This is a genomic window from Aquirufa sp. ROCK-SH2 (genome assembly GCF_054558315.1).
Genome location: NZ_JBPXKB010000001.1, coordinates 99509 through 123307, shown reverse-complemented (window position 1 = coordinate 123307; position 23799 = coordinate 99509). Strand labels below are relative to the sequence as shown.

Genomic DNA, 23799 nt, shown 5'->3' with positions numbered 1-23799 from the left:
AAATTGCACAAATTTAATTTCCCCCTCAATCATGGAAGTAGCCAACAAACAACACCTTCCGTTCGAACTGACCAAAGAGTTTTTAGAGGAAATCCGTATTTTGATCGAAACAAAATCGGAAGAGGAAATATTATTAAAAATTGAAGACTTATTTCCTGCCGATATTTCCAACATTTTGGATGAATTATTATTAGGCGAGGAAGCGAAATATTTGATTCAATTATTGGATCCCAAAATAGCCGCTGAAATCATTTCGACTTTAGATGCTGATGACCGAAAAAAATTCTTAAAAAACTTCAATTCGAAAGAAATCGCAGTTTATATCAATGTCATTGATTCCGATGATGCGGTTGATATTTTGAATGAACAACCTGTTCGTATCCGCGAAGAGGTGATAGCCTTACTAAAAGACAGAGAACAAGCTCGATTTATCATTGATTTAATGCACTATGATGAAGATTGTGCAGGTGGATTGATGCAAAAAGAGTTGATTAAAATCAATGTCAAACAAACCGTAACAGAATGTGTCGAAGAAATTAGACGACAAGCTGAAGATGTAGAGAAGGTTTATGCTGTTTACGTGGTAGATGATGATGGACTGCTTTTAGGAACAGTTTCTTTAAAGAAAATTATTCTAGCCAAAAGAGGTTCTAAAATTCAGGACGTTTATGAGGCAGATGAAATAGTTTCTGTTCAAACCTATATTCCAGGCGAAGAAGTTGCTGCATTGATGCAGAAATATGATTTAGAGGCTATCCCTGTAGTTAATATTCAGGGGCGCTTATTGGGTCGCATTACGATTGATGACGTGGTCGATTTTATCACTGAATCTGCCCAAGAGGATATTCAAGTCATGGCCGGTATTTCCGAAGACGTAGAGGAAGATGACTCCATTTGGTTATTGGTGCGTTCCCGTTTACCTTGGTTAATTGGTGGAATGGTCGGTAGTTTTTTAGCTGCCAAAATCATTGATCGTTTCGATTCAACCATCTCCCTTTTACCTGCCATTTCAGCTTTTATACCTCTAATCGGTTCCACTGGAGGAAATGTGGGTATTCAATCCTCTTCTTTGATTGTACAAAGTTTGGCAGATAAAAGTGGTTTGGATACCACCTTAGGCAAACGTCTGCAGAAAGTGGTAATCGTTGCATTTATTAATGCCTTGATTGCAGCCATTTTTGCTTTCGGTTGTTCGATGTTGATTGACAATGGGGCAATTATGTTATCCATTACTGTTTCATTATCCCTTTTTGCTGTGGTTATGTTAGCCTCCTTAATGGGCACTTTAACGCCATTGGCATTGGATAAACTCAAAATAAATCCAGCCGTTGCCAGCGGCCCTTTCATCACCACAACCAATGACATATTGGGTTATGGTGTTTATTTTCTAATCGTTTATTTCCTTTTAGGCTAAGATGTTAGCTGTCATCCAAAGAGTTTCTGAAGCACAATTAAGCATTGCTGGAGAGGTCTATGCACAAATTAAGCAAGGTTTTGTGGTGCTTTTGGGAATTCATGAAAGTGATGAGGCATCCGATGTAGAATATTTAGCCAAAAAAATTATTGGATTGCGTATCTTTTCGGATGAGGAAAATAAAATGAATTTGGACCTTTTGGCTGTCAATGGAGACATTTTATTGGTGAGTCAGTTTACTCTTTTTGCTCAAACAAAAAAGGGAAACCGTCCAAGTTTTATTGAAGCAGCGAGACCAGAAAAAGCCATTCCTTTGTATGAATCAATGATTCAAACTTTGAAAAATAAATTAGGCAAAGAAATTCAAACAGGAAAATTTGGGGCAGACATGCAAGTAAACTTATGCAATGATGGCCCCGTAACCATTATCATAGATTCAAAAAATCCATAAAATGAGCATAGAAGAAGCACAGAAAATTGTCGACAAATGGATCCAAGAGGTTGGAGTTCGTTATTTTAATGAATTGACCAATATGGCAATGTTAACAGAAGAAGTAGGAGAAGTAGCTCGGATAATCGCCAGAAGGTATGGAGAGCAATCGGAAAAAGAGTCGGATAAGAACAAAGATTTAGGGGATGAAATGGCGGATGTTTTATTTGTATTGATTTGTTTGGCTAATCAGACGGGTGTCAATTTAGAAGAAGCATTAAAGCGTAATTTGGAAAAGAAAACTGAGAGGGATTTTGATCGTCATAAAAACAATCCAAAGCTAAACTTATGAAAATTGCAATCTTAGATGGATTTACCTTATTTCAGCATGATATTCGCTGGAAAGAACTTTCTGACACAGATAAAATTCACTATTTCGATCGAACAGATTCAACAAATATACCCTCAGAAGCTTTAGATGCAGAAGTATTAATTACGAATAAATTCGTGATTAATGAAGAAAATTTACAGAAATTTAAACAGGTGAAATTAATCATTGTTTCCGCGACAGGTTACAATTGTGTAGATATTCCTGCTTGTAGAGCACGGGGGATTCAAGTTTCCAATGTGCCCAATTATGGAACCTACTCCGTAGCGCAACATGCCTTAGCTTTATTGTTAAATTGGAGTAATGGAGTGGAGAAACATCAAATATCCGTAAAAAATGGGGATTGGGTCAATTCAAAAGATTGGTGTTATGCCTTACAACCTCTGATTGAATGGCAAGGAAAAAATTTGGGTATTATTGGCATGGGAAATATCGGTCAATGTTTTGCTCAAATGGCAGCTAGCTTAGGTATGAATATTTTTTATCATCATACCAAAGATTTAGGAATTCCAAATTACCATTTTGTATCCAAAGAGGAATTAGCACAAATTTCAGATGTTATTAGTTTACATTGTCCACTTAATGCCCAGACAGATAAATTAATCAACAAAGATTTTTTAGCGTTGATGAAACCCAATGCCATCATCATCAATACTTCCAGAGGTGGATTAATCCAATCCCAAGATTTGGCAGATGCAGTCATAAATAGGCAAATCGCAGGTGCATTATTAGACGTCTTGGAAACAGAACCCCCAGCAAAAAACCATCCATTGATTGGAATCGAAGGGATTCAAATCACCCCTCATATTGCTTGGATAAGCTTCGAAGCAAGAAGTCGAATTTTCTCCATTATGCAAGATATATTAAATGGTTATCGTGGAGGATGTATGATAAATGAGGTAAGCGGTAAGAGGTAAGAGGTAAGAGGTAAGAGGTAAGAGGTAAGAGGTAAGAGTGTCACTCTGTACAACCGAACGCGTTATTTTGGGCAATTTTATGAACTAAAAGTTCAATACATAGTACGCACTCGATACAACCGTGCGCGTTATTTAACTCTTACTTATTACCTTTTACCTCTTACCTCTTACCTCTTACCTCTTACATCAAATCTATCTCGCATTCTGACTTTTCTCAATTATATGTCCCATATTTTTACCTTCCGTTTCATTGGGAACATAGGGCGAAACAATTGAAATTTGATCCAAGACAGGATTTAATTTTTGAATCACGGGATGGCGAACATCAAATTCTGTTTGACCTGATATCTGAAGATATTCTGCATCTGAAATCCCTTCATGTTGATTATTTTTATTACTGAAAGTTGCTACGTGACTTAATTTATCCCCGCCGAGTTTACCGCCTTCCCAGCTTACTACCGTACCTCCGTGTGCCCAATTAAATCCCGAAATGGTGAAATTTTTGGAATTAATCTTCTCTACTTCAGCCAAATTCATTCCTAAATAAAGACCTGAAGTTGTTTCCCAGTCCGACTTCTCTCCCAAAATGGTCACATCAATGATTTGTTGATTATGGTAAAATACCAATACTTGATTTTGAGTTTTAGGGTATAATATAGATCCACTTAATGTATCATCACCCATAACTATGAGGGTATCAGCAATGAGATTTTGTTCTCCAAATTTCGATTTTAAACCTGCCAAATCCTTGCATTCCAATACCTGATTTAAATTTTTCTTTGCTGATTTCACCTCCGTTTTGGTATTTTCAGAACAAGAAATAAGGATGATACTGATGAATAGAAGTAGGATATGTTTCATTATGAAAGGATTTAAGGATTAAATTTAAGAATTTCAGCACTGAAAAAAAAATTTCGAAAAATTTACAAAAAGTTGCAAAATCACAATTTGGCATAAAATCAGATGCACTACTTTTGCGTATAGATATCAGCGTTACCACTTGAAGATATCAATTAAATAAATACAACCACCATTTTTAATACACCACACAAATGAAAAAAGTCATTTTTACCATTCTTGCATTATCAATTGTACAATTTACTTTTGCTCAAAAAGCAAACCAGTTACGTATCGGTTTTGAGTTAGGGAAAACGCTCCCAAGCAATGGAACAAATAATACCTCGTTTGCTTTTGAAGCTAAGTACAATCTAAAGAAAAATCTTAACATTGGTTTAAGAGAAGTCCTTACCACTGATGTCAGTACTAATTCTGCTATGTTATTAACCAGCGATTATTACTTCCATAAAGAAGGAAATTCGATTGCACCATTTGTTGGGATTGGAGCTGGACCTTACCTACCTGGAATTATCAAACCATCGAATGATTCATTCCAATATGAGATTACAGATCCCAACAACACAATTCGTTTAGACGCTACCGTTAGAGCTGGTTTTGAATTCAGCAAGTTCAGATTTACCACTGAATACAACATGATACCTTCTGCAAGTCAAAAAAATTACTTAAATATTTCTTTCGGAATTTTCCTAGATGGAGGTAGATGGAAATAAGCCTTTAAACTACTCTCAATTTATTAATACAATACCACTAATTTATAAAAACCACTATTGATAAATAATAACCACTAAACTCCTGGCACCATGTGCTCCAATAACCAAAGATTGCTCAATATCAGCCGTTTTGGAAGGTCCAGATAAAAACAAACCAAATCCAGTACTCGCCTTTTCTACCTTAATATAAGCCTCATGCAAATGAGCAACTACGTTTTCCGCTTTCAAATGAATGACCAAATGCTGACAAATAAAAGGTGCCACCCGATGTGGGAAATCACCCTCATCTAACCAAATAGCCCCATTTTCAGCAACACCAAATTGCCCATTTATTTCCAACACTTCTACCTCTGCTAAACTCAGACCATCCTCAACCCTTTCTAATTGTTGATATCGCTCAACTGAAGAAAATAATTGATCCAAAGCAACACTAGCCTCATCTTTTGTATTTACCTCAACATAATGCGCTCCTACCGTTTTTAAAGAAGCTAAAAATTGCCCGTATATATCTGCAACAGTAGCATCTGGCATATAAGAATTTGGCATTTCAAGCTTTTGACTTGAAACAGCTTTTATCGCGTTGAGTATTTCTTCTCTACTTTTCATTTTCGATTCGCTTTAAGCCATTCTTGAAAACTTTGTTTCGGAACTTCAGGCATTTCTCTTTGTTTATACCAAGGATTCAATCCATTGTTCGTAGCAAAAGGGAAAATTTTCATCAAATTACGTAAAAATTTACCCATGATTTGGTAAACTTTCGGATGAGCCAAAACCCATGCCATTCCTTGCATTCCAATTTTCTTCGACAAAGGTGCTAAGCCTTCCTTCATTAAATCTTGTCGCCAGAACCACAATTGCTCATGGATATTGATTTTCACTGGACAAACATTGGAACAACTACCACACAAAGTACTGGCAAAAGGCAAATCTGCATTGGCTTTTTTATCAAAATTAGGAGCTAAAATAGATCCAATAGGTCCAGCTACGGGTTGATGATAACTATGACCACCACTTCTACGATAAACCGGACAAGTATTAAAACAAGCCGCACAACGAATACATTTCAAGGAATTACGGTATTCATCTTGAGCCAATTGCCTCGTTCGACCATTATCCAACAAAACAATGTGCATTTTTTGGCCTTTCCGAGGTTTGGCAAAATGACTAGAATAAGTTGTAATCAATTGACCAGTAGCACTTCTGGCTAATAATCGAAGAAAAACACTTAAATCTTCTCTTCTTGGAATTACTTTTTCGATTCCCATGCAGGCAATATGAACATCTGCCAAATGAGCACCCATATCTGCATTTCCCTCATTGGTACAAACCACAAATTCACCTGTATTTGCAATAGCAAAATTGACTCCTGTAATAGCCAGCTTAGAAGTCAAAAATTTCTCTCTTAAATGCTGACGAGCAGCTTCTGTCAAAAATTGTGGATCTTTATTTCCTTTTGGAGTTCCCAAATGTTGATGAAAAGTTTCTCCAACATCTTCTTTTTTTAAGTGAATAGCTGGCAAAACAATGTGGCTGGGTGCTTCATTTCTGAACTGAACAATTCTTTCTCCTAAATCAGTATCCACTACATCAATCCCATTTTTTGCTAAAAAATCGTTCAAATGACACTCCTCCGTCAGCATCGATTTGCTTTTAACAATGGCTTGAACGTTTTGTTCCTTCGCAATGGATAAAACAATTTGATTTAATTCAGCTGCATCTTTCGCCCAATGTACTTCAACTCCATTGGCTTGTGCATTGGATTCAAATTGAACCAACAACTCTCCTAAATTCGACAAAGTATAGTCTTTGATGGCTGAAGCTTGATTTCTCAATCTCTCCCAATCATCTACGTTCTTGCTAGCAATATCCCTTTTGGAACGAACAAACCACAAGGTTTCATCATGCCAATTGGTTCTTTCCTCATCAGCAATAAATTTCTCGGAAGCTTCTGAATGACTAAGCATGTGAATTTAATATTTCAACAATATGAATAACCTTAATGTTTGAATTTTGGCGACGCAAAATACCTTCCATGTGCATTAAACAAGAGGTATCCGTCCCTGTAATATATTCGATTTCATTATCAGCGTGCTCTTGGATGCGATCTTTTCCCATTTTCACAGAAACCGCTTCTTCTGAAACACAAAAAGTACCACCAAAACCACAACACTCATCTTTTCTCCTTGGATAAACCCACTGAACTCCTTCCACTAAATCCAATAAATTAGAAACTTTGGTAAAAGCTGGGGCATTTAATTCAGACATCGAACTTAATCCCAATCCTCTTTGTCCGTGACAACTTTGATGTAAACCGACTTTGTGCGGAAATGTTGCAGAAAGTGAATTTACTTTCAAAACATCCGTTAAAAATTCACAAATTTCGAAGACAGAATTACGAATTTTTTCAGAAGGATGATGCTCTTTTATATGTAAAATACAAGAACCAGAAGGTCCTACGATGTAATCAAATCCTTCAAAATTATGTGTAAAATTAGTATCACAACCTTCCGTAGTATTGGCAAAGCCAGAATTTGCCATGGGCTGGCCACAGCAAGTTTGATTTTCAGGTATCACAACCTCACATCCCAATTTTTCCAGTAACTCAAGACTAGCAATCGCTACTTGGGGGTAAAATTGATCAATATAGCAAGGGACAAATAGGGCTACTCGCATGGTAAAAACCTTTTCAATTGTACCAAATTAGTAGGAATAACTTGATCATTCCAAGCAGAATGAATGGCTAAAGCAGCACCTAAAGCACTTGCTTGGGCCACTTCTGCACCATAAACCTCCACACCATCAAATGTATTTGCTAAGAAATTCATATAAATTTCATTATGACTAAATCCTCCATCTACTAAAATCTTTTTTACAGGTTTTGTATCAAACACCAAACGTAAGGAATAAATCTGTTGAATCATCAAATCGACCATCAATTGGTGATATGCCTCTTCATAACTTGAAAAATCAGCTAAATTTCTTTGATCAAATCCTGAATTTAAAAGAAAATCCATATTTGCTTCTTTCAGCGAAGGCATCGTTTTTTTCAATTGTTCCTGAAAAATGGATAACCAATGATCATTATATTGAACATTCTTATGCGATTTTGGTGGAACAGAAAAATGCTTTTCGAGCCTTTTCGTTTGTATTTCATGCTCATTTCCTGCAAACAAACGAGATGCTTTCACTGGTTTTCCATCCATTTGCATAAAACATAACACATCATTTTGCAATTCTACATCTGTCAGTAAAGTGGAATTAAATGGATGCAATGAAATACACCAAGTACCCGTAGAAATCAAAATAAACTCCTCTTTTACACTACTCAAATAAGGAAATAAAGCAGAAGAAGAATCATGCAAGCCTGCCCCTACTGGTATATTTTTATTACCCAATGCCAAAGGGAAGGTTTTTGTTCCTTCAACCAAAGGAGGTAATTTTTCATCGATTTTTTCACTATACACCCACTTGTGGTAATCATTTTTACTAAAATCCCATAATTGTGTATGACAACCAATGGAAGTTAATTCAGCATAAAATTGATGAGTAAAAAGCGAAGATAAAAAATTAGGCCAATGCAGCACCCATTTGATTTGATTCCATTTCTCAGGTTTCAAATACTTGATAGAATAAACCTGCATCCCAGAATTCAAATGTCCTAAAACGGGAGAAGCGGTTTCTTGGGCAATTAATTCCTTTGCTCCGTATGTTGAATAATAGTTGGAAGAAAGTTCCGAAGGAAATGGTTTCAAATAGTTGTACAAAGGCAAATTGGCATCTCCATTTTCATCGACATATACGATACTAGCGCCATATCCAGAAAAATTCAAAGCCTTAATTTCAAATTGCTCAGATTGCAAGAGTTCCGAAAAGATCTCTTTTACCCATTGAACAACGGCAGACAAATTTTCCGTAGCAAAACCATCTTCATCGATGATTTCGTCGAAATTGATTGATTTTTCGTAAACAATTTGATAAGATTGATTCCATAAAAACACTTTTTTATTGGTTTTCCCAATATCAAAAATGGCAATTACTGGTATTTTCATGGAATCCAAATTTTCGTTTATAAACCAGTTGCTTGGGTTTTTTCTCCTCTAACCTTGATTAATTGCCCACGTACATTTTCAGAACGATACAATGACATTGGATTTAAGGCTCCACCTAATTCTAAACGTGCTTGCGCAACCAATGGGCGCAAATCAGTCCTAAATGCTGCTTGCAAAATTTCTTGACAAGCCACCACATCATTGGAATCACGAGCGGCTTCTAAAGCCTTACGATCCACCATAAGTGCTTGTGCATAAGCTAATTGAATAGCTTCTACGGATTGTAGCAAATCTTCCAATGGATCTTTCACATTGTGTGAAGCATCGATCATCCAACCTAAATCTTTGGCATGATTCATCCCACGAGCATCCATCCCTTCCACCAATTCATTGAAAATGAGGAATAATTGATAAGGCTTGATAGAACCTGCTGTCAAATCATCATCACCATATTTGGAGTCATTGAAATGGAAACCACCCAATTTACCTTCCATCAATAACAAAGCAACAATTTGTTCAATATTTGCATTGGGCAAATGGTGTCCTAAATCAACTAAGGTCAATGCTTTTTCACCCAATTTATTCACCATAGAATACGATTGTCCCCAATCACCGACTGTTGTTGAATAAAAATTGGGTTCATAGGCTTTATATTCCAAAAACAATTTCCAATCGCTAGGTAAAGCGGCGTAAATTTCTTGTAAACTTTCAACCGTTCTTTGATAAGCCTTGCGAAAATTCAATTGCCCAGGAAAACAAGAACCATCTGATAACCAAACTGTTAAGGACTTAGAACCTAATTCAATTCCATGCTGAATTACTTCAATATTGTGTTGGATAGCTTGTTTACGAGTTGCTTGATTGCTATGTTGCAAAGAACCAAACTTGTAACTATGCGCTTGTCCAGCTTGATCTTGGAAAGTATTTGAATTAACAGCATCAAAAGCTAAGCCATGCTGAGCCGCTAAATTTTTAATTTGGTTAGCATCTTGAGGAATATCCCAAGGAATATGTAAAGAAATAGCGCCAGAAGATTGATTTAATGCGTGTAATAAACCCACATCTTCAATTTTTTCTTCCAAATTTCTAGGTTCCCCACCACCCGAAAAACGGCCAAATCGAGTTCCACCTGTCCCTAAGGCCCAAGAAGGAATTGCAATTTGGAAGTCTTTAAGTTGTTGAATCAAACCCTTTGGAACGTCAACTTCTGACTTTAAAAATGCCAATTTTCTGTCATGCGATTCGATTAATTGGCTATTTTGACTACTTATTTGATCTTTTAAATTCATTTCTCTACTTCAATTATCTTAAAAATCCTGCTGCAACACCACCATCTACATTTAAAGCATTACCTGTAGATTTACCTAATAAACCACCAACAAAAGCGAAACATGCATTCGCAATATCTTCCGGCAAGATTGATTCATTTAGGAGAGTGCGTTTTGCATAAAAAGCAGGTAATTCTTCTACTTTGATACCGTAGGCTTTCGCACGGCCTTCTGCCCATCCGCCTGCCCAAATATTGGAATCGGCGATAACAGCATCTGGATTAACGGTATTAACACGAATATGATCAGGGCCTAATTCAGCCGCTAATAAGCGTGTAAAGTGAGCTTGGGCTGCTTTTGCAGAACCATATCCAACGTTGTTCGGACCAGCCACAAATGCATTTTTAGAAACTATATTAACAATATCTCCTCCTAAATTTTGCTGACGCATGACAGCTACTGCCGCTTGACTCACGATAAATTGACCTTTAACTAAAATATCATACAATTTATCCCAATCAGACATCGTATGTTCTAAAATACCTTTTGAAATACTAATTCCAGCATTATTAACCACCAAATCAACACCACCAAAAGCCAAGGAAGTAGCAGCAATGGCAGCCTGAATTGATTCTACATTGGTTACATCCGCAATGGTTGTAGCCACTGAATCTTTCCCAAATAAAGCGGCAAATTCAGCAGATGCCTCTTTTAAGCGATCAGGATTCACATCATTCAACATCACACAAGCACCTTCTTGAGCCATTTTTTTAGCGATTGCCTTGCCAATTCCTCCGGCACTACCTGTAACAAAAGCAACACGGCCAGACAAAGGTTTAGGCTTCGGCATTCTTTGCAATTTAGCCTCCTCTAATAACCAATATTCGATATCAAATGCTTCTTGACGTGGCAGAGAAGTGTACTTTGAAATTGCTTCAGAACCACGCATCACGTTGATAGCATTCAAATAAAATTCATTTGCAACGCGAGATGTCTGTTTATCTTTGGCAAAGGTAAACATTCCAACTCCTGGGTATAAAATAACTACCGGATTTGGGTCACGCATCGCTGGACTATTGGAACGCCTACAAGTTGCATGATAGTCTGAGTACATTGCACGATATGCTTCAAACTCAGGTAATAAAACTGCCTTGATCGCATCTAAATCACTTAAATCTTCATTGGGCTTCAATTTTAAAACCAATGGAGAAATTTTTGTTCTTAAAAAATGGTCTGGACAAGAAGTACCCATAGGAGCCAAAACATCAATATCATTCGAATTAATGAATTGTAAGATACGCTCATCATCAGAAAAATGTCCAATCATTTGAACATAAGAAGAACAAAAACCTCTTAAAATAGGCGCTATTGCAGCCGCTTGCTTTTTACGTGCTTCTGGATCTAAACTTGTTACGCGTTGGCCACCAAAAACGGGTCTATTTTTTCCCTCATTTTGAGCAATATATTCGGCACATTTTTCAATGATATCCAGCGTATTCAAATAGCAATCGTAAGAAGTATCTCCCCAAGTAAATAATCCATGAGAACCTAACATGATACCTTTCAACTGAATTCCTTTGGCAGCAGATTTTTCTAAACAGGCACGCAATTGCAAGCCTAAGTCAAAACCTGGACGTTGCCAAGGTACCCAACCAATTTGCCCTTCAAATAACTCTTCTGTGATTTTCTCTCCATCTGCTGCTGCTGCAATCGCAATGGCCGCGTCAGGATGAAGGTGATCAATGTGTTTAAAAGGTAAAAATCCATGTAATGGTGTATCAATGGATGGAGCTTTTGAGTTCAAATCAAAAATGCAATGATTGAATAATTCAACCATTTCATCCTCATGTTCCAAGCCTCTATATACTTTTTCTAAATTTCTTAATCTTTCTAAATACAAAGCAGCGCATCCTGATTTTTTTAATGTTCCAATATCTCCACCCGAACCTTTGATCCACATCACTTCAGTCGCTTCTCCCGTCAAATGATCTTTATCGCTTATTTTAACAGAAGTGTTTCCTCCTCCATAATTGGTAATTCGCAAATCTGCTCCTAAAATATTGGAACGGTAGATAAATAAATCTACTTCATTACCTGCCAAAGCTTTGGCTTTTTCATCGTCCCATAAATAGGATACATGCTTATACGTTCTTGATGACATTGCTTCTTTTTTTTAACAAAAATAATTTCTTTAATCAGCTGAACAATCCTATTTTAAATAAGGATAGCCAATTATTTTCTATTTTTTCAACTTGGAAATTGGTTTATTCATTTCAAAATAATCAAGCACTAAAAGACTTAAAGCCTTCACTCCTACTTGAAATTCAGATTCATCTAAATAAAAATCGGGAGTATGATGCGCAGCTACCTCCAATGCAGATTTATTTTTCGGTCTAGCTCCTAAAAAGAAAAAGAAACCTGGGACCTTCTCTTGGAAAAAGCTAAAATCCTCAGCACCCGTATGAGCAGGAATTTGACGAACCTTTTCTTTCGTATTTAATGCTTGCAAAGTTGGCAACATTTTTTCAACCAATTCGGGTTGATTATAAGTGACCGGATAACCTGTTCCGATAGTCACATCAGCTGTAGCACCGCCACTGACTGCCATATTAGTAGCAATTTCTTTGATTCTCTTGTGCACCAATTCTCTTTGTTCTTTACCGAAAGTCCGAATCGTACCGATCATTTGAACAGACTCAGGAATAATATTTTGTCGAATACCCCCATGAATTGCACCTACAGTAACAATGGCAGGATCTTGCGTAATGTTTACATTTCGACTAACTATGGTTTGTAAACCCATCACAATTTGAGAAGAAATAACAATAGGATCTACTCCCATCCATGGATTGGCTCCATGCGCTTGTTTTCCATTTACTTTGATATTCAATTGATCCACAGCAGCCATGGTTGCACCAGGTCGATACTCAATAACTCCTAAATCAACTCCAGATTCAATGTGCAAACCAAAAATGGCATCTACTTTTGGATTTTCTAACACCCCTTCTTTGACCATCAACTCGGCTCCTGAAACTATTTTCTCTCCTTTTGAATCATAAACACCTTCTTCGGAAGGTTGAAAAATAAATTTTACTGTCCCTGCTAGATTGGCTCTTTCTGAACTTAAAATTTGCGCGACAGCCATTAAAATTGCTACATGACTATCGTGACCACAAGCATGCATAACACCAGTTTTTTGTCCATTAAAATCAGTCACGACTTTCGATTTAAATGGCAAATCTCCTCTTTCCGTCACAGGCAAACCGTCCATATCAGCTCTCAAAGCAACAACTGGACCTGATTTTCCTCCTTTTAAAACGCCAACAACTCCAGTAAAAGCCACCTTTTCTTGCACTTCAATCCCTAAACTTTTCAAATGCTTCGCCACAATGGCCGCTGTTCGAAATTCTTGATTTCCTAATTCAGGATGCTCATGAAAATCGCGACGCCAGGCTATTACTTGCTCTTTCAACGCATCTGCTTTTTGAATAAAAATGGGCTTTAAATTGCTTTGAGCGAACAAAGAAGTCGAGCAAAAGACCAAAACAATGCAAAATTTTATAAATCGTTTCATTTTATAGGAGTTCAAGCTGTATAAATCCGTGGCATAAAAAAGAGAAGGAACATACGTCCCTTCTCTTCTATCATTTTCAATCCAAATTTAAGAAGAATATCCCCAATTTTTCATGATTTCTAAATCTTGTTTCACACAATCTAATGGCTTCAAACCTTGATAAGATTCTTGTTCAATGATAAAGTGCTTCGTTCCACCTAAAGTGTCACCCAATTTTACCATATCAAGCACACTGATAATACCTTTTCCCAAAATGGTACTTTCGTATTTCTCGCCATGTCCTGCTGCTGCTGGAATTTCATCCTTCACGTGCATAGAGATAAAACGACCTGGGTATTTTTTCAAAATTTCACCCGGTACACCTCCTCCATTGATCATATTACCAATGTCCAATTGTTGCGTAACCAATTTAGGATCTGTGTTAGTAAGGATTAAATCAAAAAGCGTTACACCATCTAATTTTTCTGAAAATTCAAAATCGTGATTATGGTATCCAAAACGCATGCCGAATTTATTACATAATTCACCCGACTTGTTAAAAATATCCATGTAACGTTTAAAATCGCTGGTAGACTTACGGATAGAAGAATCTAAAGAAGGGCTAATTACGATTTCTTGACCTAAAACGGCAGCATCTTCAACCGTATATTTCCAAAGATCCGTAAAATCTTTTTTAGCCTCATCCCAATGGGGTTTCCCTAAAACGGTATGTCCACTTGGCATTTTAAAACCCAAATCATCCAAAACTTTTCTGAATTCTTGGGCAGACCAACCATAAAATTTACGATTTACGTAATTCGCATGTTCTAAATGTTTATATCCCATTTTAGACAATTGTTGCAAAGTTCCTAATGGATCTGCTTTCATGTCTTCACGAATGGAATATAACTGAACACCTACTATTTTTTTTGATTTTGCATTAGCTAATGCTTTGAAAGCTGTAGAGCCTAAAGCGCCAGCGCCTAAAAACAAAGCTCCTTTTTGCAAAAAAGAACGACGAGTTGATTTCATACTAAATTGGTTTAATAATAAGAAAGTAAAATTAAAATTCTTATTCAAATATTTACACTTTTTGGCATAAATTATTAATTCAATAAATGGAATTTAGTTTTTAACTTCGCCTTTTAATTGACAACAATGTTGAAAAGCTGGCCTTCTTACAATTTAGATCAAATTCATCAAGTAGTAAAAGAATTACTGATGACCAAAAATGAATTACATACAATTTGGTTGTTTAGAGGACAAATGGGTGCAGGCAAAACCACACTTATTAAAGAAATTTGCCAACAATTGGGCGTAAATCATCATGTACAAAGCCCCACTTTTTCATTGGTCAATGAATATCTTACAAAGAATGGTGAAACCATTTATCATTTCGATTTATACCGATTGAAAAATGTTCAAGAAGCTTTAGAAATTGGAATAGAGGAATATTTAGATTCAGGGAATATTTGTTTAATCGAATGGCCTGAACAAGCCGAAGAACTTTGGGATATCCCGCACACCAATTTTATCATTGAAGCAATTGATCAATCGCATAGAAAATTAGCATTAGAATGTCAGGAATAGATTTGAACCCTTTTCAGGAATTACTTGCACATCAAGGAATTGCACCCTTGGAAGCAATGTCTTGGAATAAACAAAATTCGTCGAGCATACGGATCGGTATTCCTATGGAAGCATCCATCCATGAAAATAGAGTTGCTTTGAGTCCAGAGGCAGTCAAACTCCTTACCTTGAATGGCCATGAAATCATCCTTGAATCGAATGCAGGCACCCGCGCAGGATTCAGTGATGCCGATTATTTATTGGCTGGCGCATCAGTAACCAATGATTCGGATCAAATTTGGCAAAGTGAAGTAGTCATCAAAATTGCAGCCCCCACATTATTGGAATTAGAATTTTGCAAGCCAGAAATCTGTCTTATTTCATGTGCTAATTACAGCACTTTGAACGCAAAAATCATTGATAAAATCAATCAAAAAAAATTGATGGCCATTGGTTTAGAGTATGTGGAAGATAATGGAGGTGGTTTACCTTTTGTCCGCATGATGGCAGAAATTGCTGGACAGCTTCTCTTACCTATCGCAAGCCATATTTTGAGTTCTCAACAAATTGCAGGCACCTTATTGGGAAATGTGACGGGTGTTCCTCCCATTAATATGGTCTTATTAGGGTCTGGACAAGTAGTAGAACAAGTTGCAAAGGCTGCTTGGCATGCTGGTATTCAGGTACAAGTTTTTGACAAAGACATTTATAAATTACAAAGGCTAAAACAAGCCATAGGTTTTCCGATTATCACCCAAGTAATTGATTCAGAAAATTTGGCTTATGCACTCCAAAATGCACAGGTAATTGTTGGAGCATTACGATCGGAAAATGGAGTAACACCCTGTATTGTAACAGAAGAAATGGTGAGTAATTTAAATCCAGGCACCTTAATTATGGATGTTTGCATAGACCAAGGAGGTTGTTTTGAAACTTCGGAAATCACCACTTTAGCGAATCCCATCTATACCAAATACGATATTATCCATTATTGTGTACCGAATATTGCTTCGAAAGTGGGTAAGACCTCCAGTTTGGCAATCAGCAATTTAATCACCTCTTTTCTACTAAAAGCGGGAAAGACGGGTGGCATTGAAGAAATGCTTTGGCAAGGTAAATCGTTTATGAAAGGAATTTATTGTTACAAAGGTTATGTTACACAAAAAAACATTGGTTCATTGTTCAACAAACCTGTAAAAGACATTCAATTATTATTACTAAGTAAAGGTTAAAATTATGATCGAAGATTATCAAGCAATATCTAACGCACCCAATTCACCGGATTTAAATGGAAAATATCTGGGATTAATTTCCAGTGATTTTGCCATTGTAGCAGAACCCTTAAAAGAAGCCTCCTACCAAATCAAAAAAAGGGGATTTTCCGATTATCCCATTTTTGTAACCTCACAAAGAGTGATTGATATCGGGCAAAAATTAATTGGTGTAGGAGAATTAAATGGTAACAAGTGGAATTATCACGCTTCTATGTTGGAAGAATTTGTTCAAAGAAATTTGATTTCTTTAGAAAATGTAGAGTTGTTTATTCAGAACTACAAAGACATCGAAGAGTTTTGTTGCCTTTTTGTGGTAGATGGGCAATTCACCAATTTTGTTTTTATCCCGTTTCCGGAGGAATGAAACTGATGTAAGATGTAAGAGGTAAAAGGTAAGAGGTAAGAGGTAAGAGGTAAGAGGTAAGAGGTAAGAAATTAAATTTAAAGATGAAATGTAGAATTAGGAATGTAGAATTCTTACATCATACATCATACATCATACATCTCTTATCTCTCTTTAAAAAACAAAAAGGCTGATCTTTCGATCAGCCTTTTTTATTTGAATGGGTATCTATCTTAGTTAAAGATATAACGGATACCAAATTGAGCTTGCCATCTAGAACCTAAACCAAAGTTACGTTGGAATGATTCTGTTAATGGAGTTGTACCAGAACGGTAAGGGAATTGAAATACTGGTTTTCCAGTAGCTGCATCATTACCTGTGAATGTTAATAAACCTGTACGGATAGCAGATTGACCTAAGCCCCATTGTGGACTCACATAGTTACCGAAGTTAAATACGTCTAATGTGAATTGTAAGGTATTTTTCTTACCACCTACATTGATATAAAAATCTTGGATTACTTTGAAGTCAAAACTTGCTTGCCAAGGTAATTCAGCACCGTTACGCTCTGCATATTGACCACGACGACCACTTAAATATGGATCATTCGAGATAAATTTATCTAAATCTAACCATTGTTGCGCTGCAGAATAAGTAGTAGAACCTACAACTAAATCTTTAAACATGATTTCAGATTGACCACGTGGGATGTAAATCAAATCGTTTGATTGACTATCTCCGTTCATATCACCTGAATAAATGTATGAGAAACGACCTGCTGGTGCTACTGAATAAGTAAATCCAAATGTTGTACTAGCTTTTTCGTTCAAATAATTCAAACGGTATGAACCATAAGCATTGATACGATGTGCTTGCATGTAAGAAGAATATGACATTACATTCGCATTTGGATCTCCCACTACATAACGATCTCTCCATTGTGATTGAGCGATTGAACCTCCATCATTTACTGAACGAGAATCTGAATTAGTGTAAGAAAGAGAAGCAAACAATCCATTATCAAACGCTTTAGAAACTGTTGCTGTCAATGCATAAGAATAACCTAAATCTGTATTCTTAATTAAAATAGCATCAGAGATGTTTGGACTAGCAGCTGTATTTTTTCCATCTGCTGGCACGTTTACACCTTTGATATTATTACCATAAATTCTATTGTAAGCAGTATTTGTTGGGATACCATTAACTGCAGTCCAATAAATAGTTCTATTATCAGCTCCAACAGCCTTCACTGTAGAATTTGGTAAGTTTACGTTTTCCAAATAAACTGCATTGATATCTTTTGTATAGATCGCTTCTAAACCAATAATCCATCCATTTCCTAAGTTTTTGTCTAAAGCCAAGTTTGATCTGAAAACTTGAGAAAATTTAAAGTTTGGATCCGTAACAGCTAAGTTGTAAGAAGTAGGTAGAATAGTTGAAGGTACTGGAGGACGATATTTATTTACATCTGGATCAAATGGACGATTTGTTGGATTCGCAGTTGATTCTGAACTAAACAACACTCCATTGTTAGACAATTGGTTAGATAACCAAACATAAGGAACACGACCTGAGAACACACCCACACCACCACGGATTTGAGTTTGCTTATCATCTTTCACATCCCAGTTAAACCCGAAACGAGGAGACCATAAAACCGTTGGATCTGGAAACTTATTAGTTTGTAATTTTACTCCATCACGGAAAGTTAAAGATGGCACATATGTATTGTTGTACTTTGGATCATCAAAAGATGGGAATGAAGTCATATCAGCACGTAAGCCAAATGTTAATTTCAAACCTTTTGCTGCAGAAATCTCATCTTGAATATATCCAGAAGTTGTACTTCCTTTCATCTCTGCAAATGGAAATTCAGCATAATTGGCATATTGGATTTGATATTGATAAATACCTTTTACAGAACCTGTAGATGCTGAATTGATAAAATCATCAATCGAATTAAATTGGTAACCACCATAATAGTTAGGTGCAAAACCGTTTTTGAATGCATTATTTTCATAAGCAACACCCACCGTATACACGTTTTTACCTTTATAAATAGTTAAGTTATCTGAAATTTGGAAAATATCAGAATTCAATAAGTTATTAGCTGAAAACGGCTCGTAACCAAAAGTAGTTAACTCATTTTTATTATTATTTCCGATATCAACAGTAGGGAATGGTGTATTATTTACTGGAGATTCACGATAATCACGCATCTGAGTATATCCAACCGTTAAGTTATTAGCAACTGAACTACTGAAAGTTGAATTCAATTCAGCAATGTAAGAATCTAAGTTATTGTTAATTCTGTAGATTGAACCTTGGAAAGGCAAGATTTGAGAAGTTGCCGCACGTCCTTGATTACTTAATGATCCTGAACCAGATGGGTTTTGATCTGAATAAGAACGTAAATAATTATACTTAACATTTAATTTATGTTTGTCAGAAATATTCCAATCTAAACGTAAATTAACTTTTTGAGAATAGTTTTCTTTGTCCCAATTCTCGTAAGCACCTGGATCATAATTGTATTTTGTCTTCAAGAATTCTTTCAAACGATCTAAATCAGCTGCTGTAGCAATCGATTGATTAGCTGCAGTTGATCCAGGGCGCGTAGCTACCCAAGTAGATCCCGGTTGAGTTTGTTTTTCTTGTTCAAATGATCCAAAAACAAATAATTTATTTTTGATGATAGCACCACCGATACGACCACCAAATTGACCTCTTGCAAAGTTTCCATATTGATTGGTTACTTCACCAATTTTATTACCTACTAAGCCTTGATCAGTACCAAAATAGTATCCAGAACCCGTCCAATCATTTGTTCCCGACTTCGTAACTACGTTGATGTTAGCACCTGTTGCCATTCCTTGACGAACGTCATAAGGAGCAACCAATACTTGGAATTGATCAATCGCATCTACTGAGATAGGAGAAGCATTTGCTTGACCACCAATCGTAGAAGATAATGCAAAAGCATTGTTAAAATAAGCACCATCCACTGTAACGTTGTTATACAATGAATTACGACCAGCGAAACTTAAACCATTTGCACGAGGATCTAAACGAGCGAAATCTCCTAATGAACGGTTCAAAGTAGGCAAAGTCGTAATTTGGTTATTACCAACCGTTGTAGCAGCTCCCGTACGTCCCGAGTTAATGATAGAACTACGAGAAGCAACAACTTTAACCTCTTCCAATTGAGATTGATTTACTTCTAATTTGAAATTCTGGCGAAGTTCTTGAGCCAAGGTTAAAACTACACCCGTTTGAACGGCCTCTTTGTAACCGATAAAAGTAACAGTTACTTTGTAAGGACCTCCAACACGCATATTAACAATGTTGTAACGTCCATCAGCACGCGTAGATGCACCATATCTCGAACCAGTTGGTTCGTGTACAGCTATAACAGTCGCACCTGGTAATCCTTCTCCCTTTTCATCTAATACTGTACCCGCTAAAGCGGCAGTAGTAGAACCTTGAGCGAACACTTGCCCCAGGGGTAATGCCATTAAAAGCGCAAAAAACGCTCCTAGCAACACAGAATGAGTAATAAATCTTTTCTGCATAAATTTGGAATTTAGTTATAAATTGATTTGAATAATTAAACCACAAAATAAACTTAAAAAATCAAATACTCCAAAAACTCACCCAAACAATTATTTACTATTTTAGCACTAAATGACTGATATTTAGGATAAAAGCCACAAACAATCATCCATAAATAAATTATTGACCATTTTTTATTCCTATTTTCTTCTAAAATTTAACAAAAACATAATTTTTAACTATTTAAAGAATAATTTTGTAGTCTATATAGAATCAAATGTCAAAAGAACCCAATCCGATTAAGTTAACTTCCTATTCGCACGGTGCTGGATGTGGTTGTAAAATTTCCCCACAAATACTTGATACCATCCTTAAAACTGATACACCCAAAAAAAATCATCCGCTCTTGCTTGTAGGCAATGAAAGTAGAGATGATGCGGCGGTATTTGATTGGCAAAATGGGGAAGCAGTGATTTCAACGACTGACTTTTTTATGCCCATCGTGGATGATCCTTTTGATTTTGGCAAAATTGCTGCGACAAATGCAATATCTGATATATATGCCATGGGAGGCTCACCTTTGATGGCCATTGCCATTCTTGGTTGGCCCATTGAGAAAATAGCACCGGAAATTGCTGCCAAAGTATTAGAGGGTGGTAGAGCGGCTTGTGCGGAAGCTGGCATTCCTTTGGCGGGTGGCCATTCCATCGATTCTCCTGAACCCATTTTTGGTTTAGCAGTAACTGGGAAAGTCAAAAAAGACCATTTGAAACAAAATGATCAAGCAAATGATCATTGCTTATTATATCTATCTAAACCTTTGGGAGTGGGTATTTTAACCACAGCACAAAAAAGAGGCATTGTTCAAGCTGAGGATTTAGCAGCGGCGGTTAATCAAATGAGCACCCTTAATAGTTTGGGTGAAAAACTAGGTCCACTTTCTTATGTAAAAGCATTAACTGACGTAACAGGCTTCGGTTTATTTGGCCATTTGGTTGAAATGTGTGATGGCTCGAATGTGAGTGCAGAAATAACCATCGAAAATTTACCTTTATTGGCCAATATCGACCATTATTTAGAACAAAAATGTTTCCCTGGTGGCACTTCCCGAAATTGGGCAAGTTATGGACATCGCATTCAAGAAGAAATTTCAGATAGAAATCGATTAATTGGTGCTGATCCTCAAACTTCTGGTGGCTTATTAATAGCTGTGGATGCTGCATTCAAAAACGAATTTGAAAGTTTTATGCATGCAAATAATTTAAATTTACCTCTTATTGGTCAGACAATTCCTCAAAAAGAAAAAGCGATTTATCTACAATAAATGAAATTATACTTTAGAAAAGTAGGGGAACATGGCCCTGCGTTGGTTATTTTACATGGAATTTTTGGATCTTCAGACAATTGGCTGGGAATTGCCAAGGCATTATCTGAAAAATACCAAGTCTATTTAGTAGATCAAAGAAACCATGGTCAATCGCCGTGGTCAGATGAGTTCAACTACCAAGTAATGGCGGAAGATTTATTGGAATTCATCCAAGATCATCAATTAAACAAGCCCATCATTATCGGCCATTCCATGGGAGGAAAAGTGGTCATGCAATTTGATTTAAATTACCCAGAAATTGCCCAAAAGATTATTGTGGTGGATATTGCCCCCAAATTCTACCCGGTACACCATACGCAAATATTAGCGGGACTCAATAGTATTGATCTAGCTACTTTAGCTAGCAGAACAGAAGCCAATGAACATTTAAAAAGATTTGAGGAAAAAGAAGGTGTTCGACAATTTTTATTAAAAAATCTCTACCGAAATTCGGAACAACAATTTGCATGGAGAATTAATTTGAAAGTCATTACGGAAAATATCGATGTGGTGGGACATGAACTTTTCGTCAAAAATCATTCCGATACTCCTACATTTTTCATCAAAGGAGCCGATTCACATTATATTCAAGCGGAGGACCACCGTTATATTGCTGAATTATTTCCCAATTTTGAATTGATTGAAATCCCCAACGCAGGACATTGGGTACAAGCGGATCAACCCGAATTATTTGTTCAAGCATTAGAAGAAATTTTATGAAACTTGTATTGATTCCTTGTCCCATCGCTGAAAATACGGCCAATGAGGTTCTTCCTTTAGAAATTAGAAACTATGTTTCACAAACGCAACATTTTTTGGTTGAGAATGTTCGAACGGCAAGAAGATTTATCAGTGAATTGAAATTGGGTTTAAATATTGAATCTCTTGAATTTGAGATTTTAGACAAAGACAGTCAAAAATCGAGCATTCAACAATTTCTCAAAAAACATTTAAATCTAAACACAGAGCTAATCGGAGTAATTTCTGAAGCGGGTTGCCCTGGCGTTGCAGATCCTGGAGCTTTGGCAGTAAGTATTGCTCAAGAATTAGGCATTGAGGTAATTCCATTGGTAGGCCCCTCTTCTATCCTACTTTCCTTGATGGCCTCTGGATTCTCAGGTCAAAGTTTTTGCTTTCATGGTTATTTGCCAATCGACAAAACGGCGCGAATCAAAAACATTGAACAACTGAATAAAGAAGTTCAAAAATCGGGCCAAACGCAAATTTTCATTGAAACACCTTATCGTAACAATGCCCTTTTGGAAGATCTATTAAGTCATTGCCCTGGAAATCAATTGATTCATATTGCCTGCAACATTCAAGGCGAAGGTGGTTTTACTCAAACCAAAACAGCTTTGGAATGGTCTAAAATTAAACCTGATTTGCATAAAAAACCTTGTATATTCCTGCTAGGATGTTAAGCTATTAAGTGAATTCTCTTATTTTTGTTTTTAAATTTCTCAAAAGTGCTTCAATTCAAAACATTTTGTTTCAATCCATTTCAAGAAAACACCTATGTCGTTTGGGACAATAATGGAGTAGGTATCATCGTAGATCCAGGTTGTTACAGTTACGAAGAAAGACAAGAATTAAAGCATTTTATCAGCGAAAATAACATTCAATTACAAGCGATTTTAAATACACACGCGCACATCGATCATGTATTGGGTATCGATTTTGTCAAAAAAGAATACAAAATACCTTTCTATTTGCATCCCAAAGAAGCAGTTATTTTGAATGATGCGGCCAATCGAGCACAAGTATATGGTTTTCCTCATTATCAAGCTGCGGAAGTAGATAATTGGTATACTGATAATGAAGTTCTGGAATTTGGTGAAATGAAAATCAACATCTTGTTTGTTCCAGGTCATGCGCCGGGGCATGTGGCTTTGTATTTTGAAAAGGAAAATAAATTAATTGCAGGAGATGTTTTGTTTAGACGAAGTGTAGGAAGAACTGATTTTCCACTTTGTAGCCATAGTGATTTAATGAACAGTATTCGTACCCAATTATATACTTTACCTGACCCAACTGAAGTATACCCAGGACACGGAGTAAAAACGAGTATTGGTGAAGAAAAAATACACAACCCATTCATAAAAGGATAA

At 36.4% G+C, this 23799-nt stretch carries 22 protein-coding genes; 12 read left to right on the top strand and 10 right to left on the bottom strand.

Features of this window, described 5'->3' with window-relative positions; translation table 11 throughout:
* The first annotated feature begins 31 nt into the window (after window positions 1-31).
* From mgtE to V7S79_RS00515, 4 genes are read left to right on the top strand one after another with little or no spacing between them, the layout of a single operon-like run.
* The gene (gene mgtE / locus V7S79_RS00530; RefSeq protein WP_459488442.1) at window positions 32-1414 is read left to right on the top strand and encodes a magnesium transporter; all 1383 of its coding nucleotides are present in this window, start codon (window positions 32-34) and stop codon (window positions 1412-1414) included.
* Window position 1415: 1 nt separating this feature from the next.
* Window positions 1416-1865 carry a D-aminoacyl-tRNA deacylase gene (gene dtd / locus V7S79_RS00525; protein ID WP_459488440.1) on the top strand — a complete coding sequence of 150 codons (450 nt, stop codon included), beginning with the start codon at window positions 1416-1418 and terminating at the stop codon, window positions 1863-1865.
* 1 nt (window position 1866) lies between these two features.
* Entirely contained in the window at window positions 1867-2196 is a 330-nt protein-coding gene (locus V7S79_RS00520) for a nucleotide pyrophosphohydrolase (protein WP_459488438.1), read from the top strand.
* Complete coding sequence (locus V7S79_RS00515; protein ID WP_459488437.1) at window positions 2193-3149, top strand: NAD(P)-dependent oxidoreductase; 957 nt, start codon at window positions 2193-2195, stop codon at window positions 3147-3149. The genes V7S79_RS00520 and V7S79_RS00515 overlap by 4 nt, the downstream gene beginning before the upstream one ends.
* 192 nt (window positions 3150-3341) lie before the next feature.
* On the opposite strand, the gene V7S79_RS00510 is transcribed toward V7S79_RS00515, so the two are convergent.
* Complete coding sequence (locus V7S79_RS00510; RefSeq protein ID WP_459488435.1) at window positions 3342-4010, bottom strand: hypothetical protein; 669 nt, start codon at window positions 4008-4010, stop codon at window positions 3342-3344.
* 191 nt (window positions 4011-4201) lie between these two features.
* Here V7S79_RS00510 and V7S79_RS00505 point away from each other — a divergent pair, with 191 nt between their 5' ends.
* Window positions 4202-4717, top strand: a complete 516-nt coding sequence (locus tag V7S79_RS00505; protein WP_459488434.1) for a hypothetical protein — start codon at window positions 4202-4204, stop codon at window positions 4715-4717.
* Window positions 4718-4771: 54 nt separating this feature from the next.
* Here the strand turns inward: V7S79_RS00505 and V7S79_RS00500 are convergent, their stop codons facing one another.
* From V7S79_RS00500 to V7S79_RS00465, 8 genes are all read right to left on the bottom strand, one after another.
* Entirely contained in the window at window positions 4772-5323 is a 552-nt protein-coding gene (locus V7S79_RS00500) for a LutC/YkgG family protein (RefSeq protein ID WP_459488432.1), read from the bottom strand.
* Window positions 5320-6681, bottom strand: a complete 1362-nt coding sequence (locus V7S79_RS00495; RefSeq protein ID WP_459488430.1) for a lactate utilization protein B — start codon at window positions 6679-6681, stop codon at window positions 5320-5322. Before V7S79_RS00495 ends, V7S79_RS00500 begins: the two co-directional genes overlap by 4 nt.
* Complete coding sequence (locus V7S79_RS00490; protein ID WP_459488429.1) at window positions 6674-7390, bottom strand: (Fe-S)-binding protein; 717 nt, start codon at window positions 7388-7390, stop codon at window positions 6674-6676. The genes V7S79_RS00495 and V7S79_RS00490 overlap by 8 nt, the downstream gene beginning before the upstream one ends.
* Window positions 7381-8766, bottom strand: a complete 1386-nt coding sequence (locus V7S79_RS00485) for an FGGY-family carbohydrate kinase (RefSeq protein WP_459488427.1) — start codon at window positions 8764-8766, stop codon at window positions 7381-7383. Before V7S79_RS00485 ends, V7S79_RS00490 begins: the two co-directional genes overlap by 10 nt.
* A gap of 17 nt (window positions 8767-8783) precedes the next feature.
* Window positions 8784-10055: a TIM barrel protein gene (locus V7S79_RS00480; protein ID WP_459488425.1), complete on the bottom strand. Its 1272-nt coding sequence runs from the start codon at window positions 10053-10055 to the stop codon at window positions 8784-8786.
* Between the two features lie 13 nt (window positions 10056-10068).
* Entirely contained in the window at window positions 10069-12195 is a 2127-nt protein-coding gene (locus V7S79_RS00475) for a bifunctional aldolase/short-chain dehydrogenase (RefSeq protein WP_459488424.1), read from the bottom strand.
* Between the two features lie 78 nt (window positions 12196-12273).
* Window positions 12274-13608: an amidohydrolase gene (locus tag V7S79_RS00470; protein ID WP_459488422.1), complete on the bottom strand. Its 1335-nt coding sequence runs from the start codon at window positions 13606-13608 to the stop codon at window positions 12274-12276.
* A gap of 87 nt (window positions 13609-13695) precedes the next feature.
* Window positions 13696-14619, bottom strand: a complete 924-nt coding sequence (locus V7S79_RS00465) for a sugar phosphate isomerase/epimerase family protein (RefSeq protein ID WP_459488420.1) — start codon at window positions 14617-14619, stop codon at window positions 13696-13698.
* A 126-nt stretch (window positions 14620-14745) separates the two neighbouring features.
* Here V7S79_RS00465 and tsaE point away from each other — a divergent pair, with 126 nt between their 5' ends.
* From tsaE to V7S79_RS00450, 3 genes are read left to right on the top strand one after another with little or no spacing between them, the layout of a single operon-like run.
* Complete coding sequence (gene tsaE / locus V7S79_RS00460; protein WP_459488419.1) at window positions 14746-15177, top strand: tRNA (adenosine(37)-N6)-threonylcarbamoyltransferase complex ATPase subunit type 1 TsaE; 432 nt, start codon at window positions 14746-14748, stop codon at window positions 15175-15177.
* Window positions 15165-16388, top strand: a complete 1224-nt coding sequence (locus V7S79_RS00455) for an alanine dehydrogenase (RefSeq protein ID WP_459488418.1) — start codon at window positions 15165-15167, stop codon at window positions 16386-16388. Before tsaE ends, V7S79_RS00455 begins: the two co-directional genes overlap by 13 nt.
* A gap of 4 nt (window positions 16389-16392) precedes the next feature.
* Complete coding sequence (locus V7S79_RS00450) at window positions 16393-16794, top strand: hypothetical protein (protein WP_459488416.1); 402 nt, start codon at window positions 16393-16395, stop codon at window positions 16792-16794.
* 212 nt (window positions 16795-17006) lie between these two features.
* On the opposite strand, the gene V7S79_RS00445 is transcribed toward V7S79_RS00450, so the two are convergent.
* Window positions 17007-20345 (bottom strand): TonB-dependent receptor, encoded by a 3339-nt coding sequence (locus tag V7S79_RS00445; protein ID WP_459488415.1) that lies wholly within the window; start codon window positions 20343-20345, stop codon window positions 17007-17009.
* Window positions 20346-20602: 257 nt separating this feature from the next.
* Here V7S79_RS00445 and selD point away from each other — a divergent pair, with 257 nt between their 5' ends.
* The 4 genes from selD to V7S79_RS00425 are packed head-to-tail and all read left to right on the top strand — an operon-like array spanning window position 20603 to window position 23799.
* On the top strand, window positions 20603-21649 hold the full coding sequence (selD, locus tag V7S79_RS00440; protein WP_459488414.1) for a selenide, water dikinase SelD: 1047 nt from the start codon (window positions 20603-20605) through the stop codon (window positions 21647-21649).
* Window positions 21650-22411 (top strand): alpha/beta fold hydrolase, encoded by a 762-nt coding sequence (locus tag V7S79_RS00435; RefSeq protein ID WP_459488411.1) that lies wholly within the window; start codon window positions 21650-21652, stop codon window positions 22409-22411.
* Entirely contained in the window at window positions 22408-23112 is a 705-nt protein-coding gene (locus V7S79_RS00430; RefSeq protein ID WP_459488409.1) for an SAM-dependent methyltransferase, read from the top strand. The genes V7S79_RS00435 and V7S79_RS00430 overlap by 4 nt, the downstream gene beginning before the upstream one ends.
* Before the next feature lie 45 nt (window positions 23113-23157).
* Window positions 23158-23799, top strand: a complete 642-nt coding sequence (locus V7S79_RS00425) for an MBL fold metallo-hydrolase (RefSeq protein ID WP_459488407.1) — start codon at window positions 23158-23160, stop codon at window positions 23797-23799.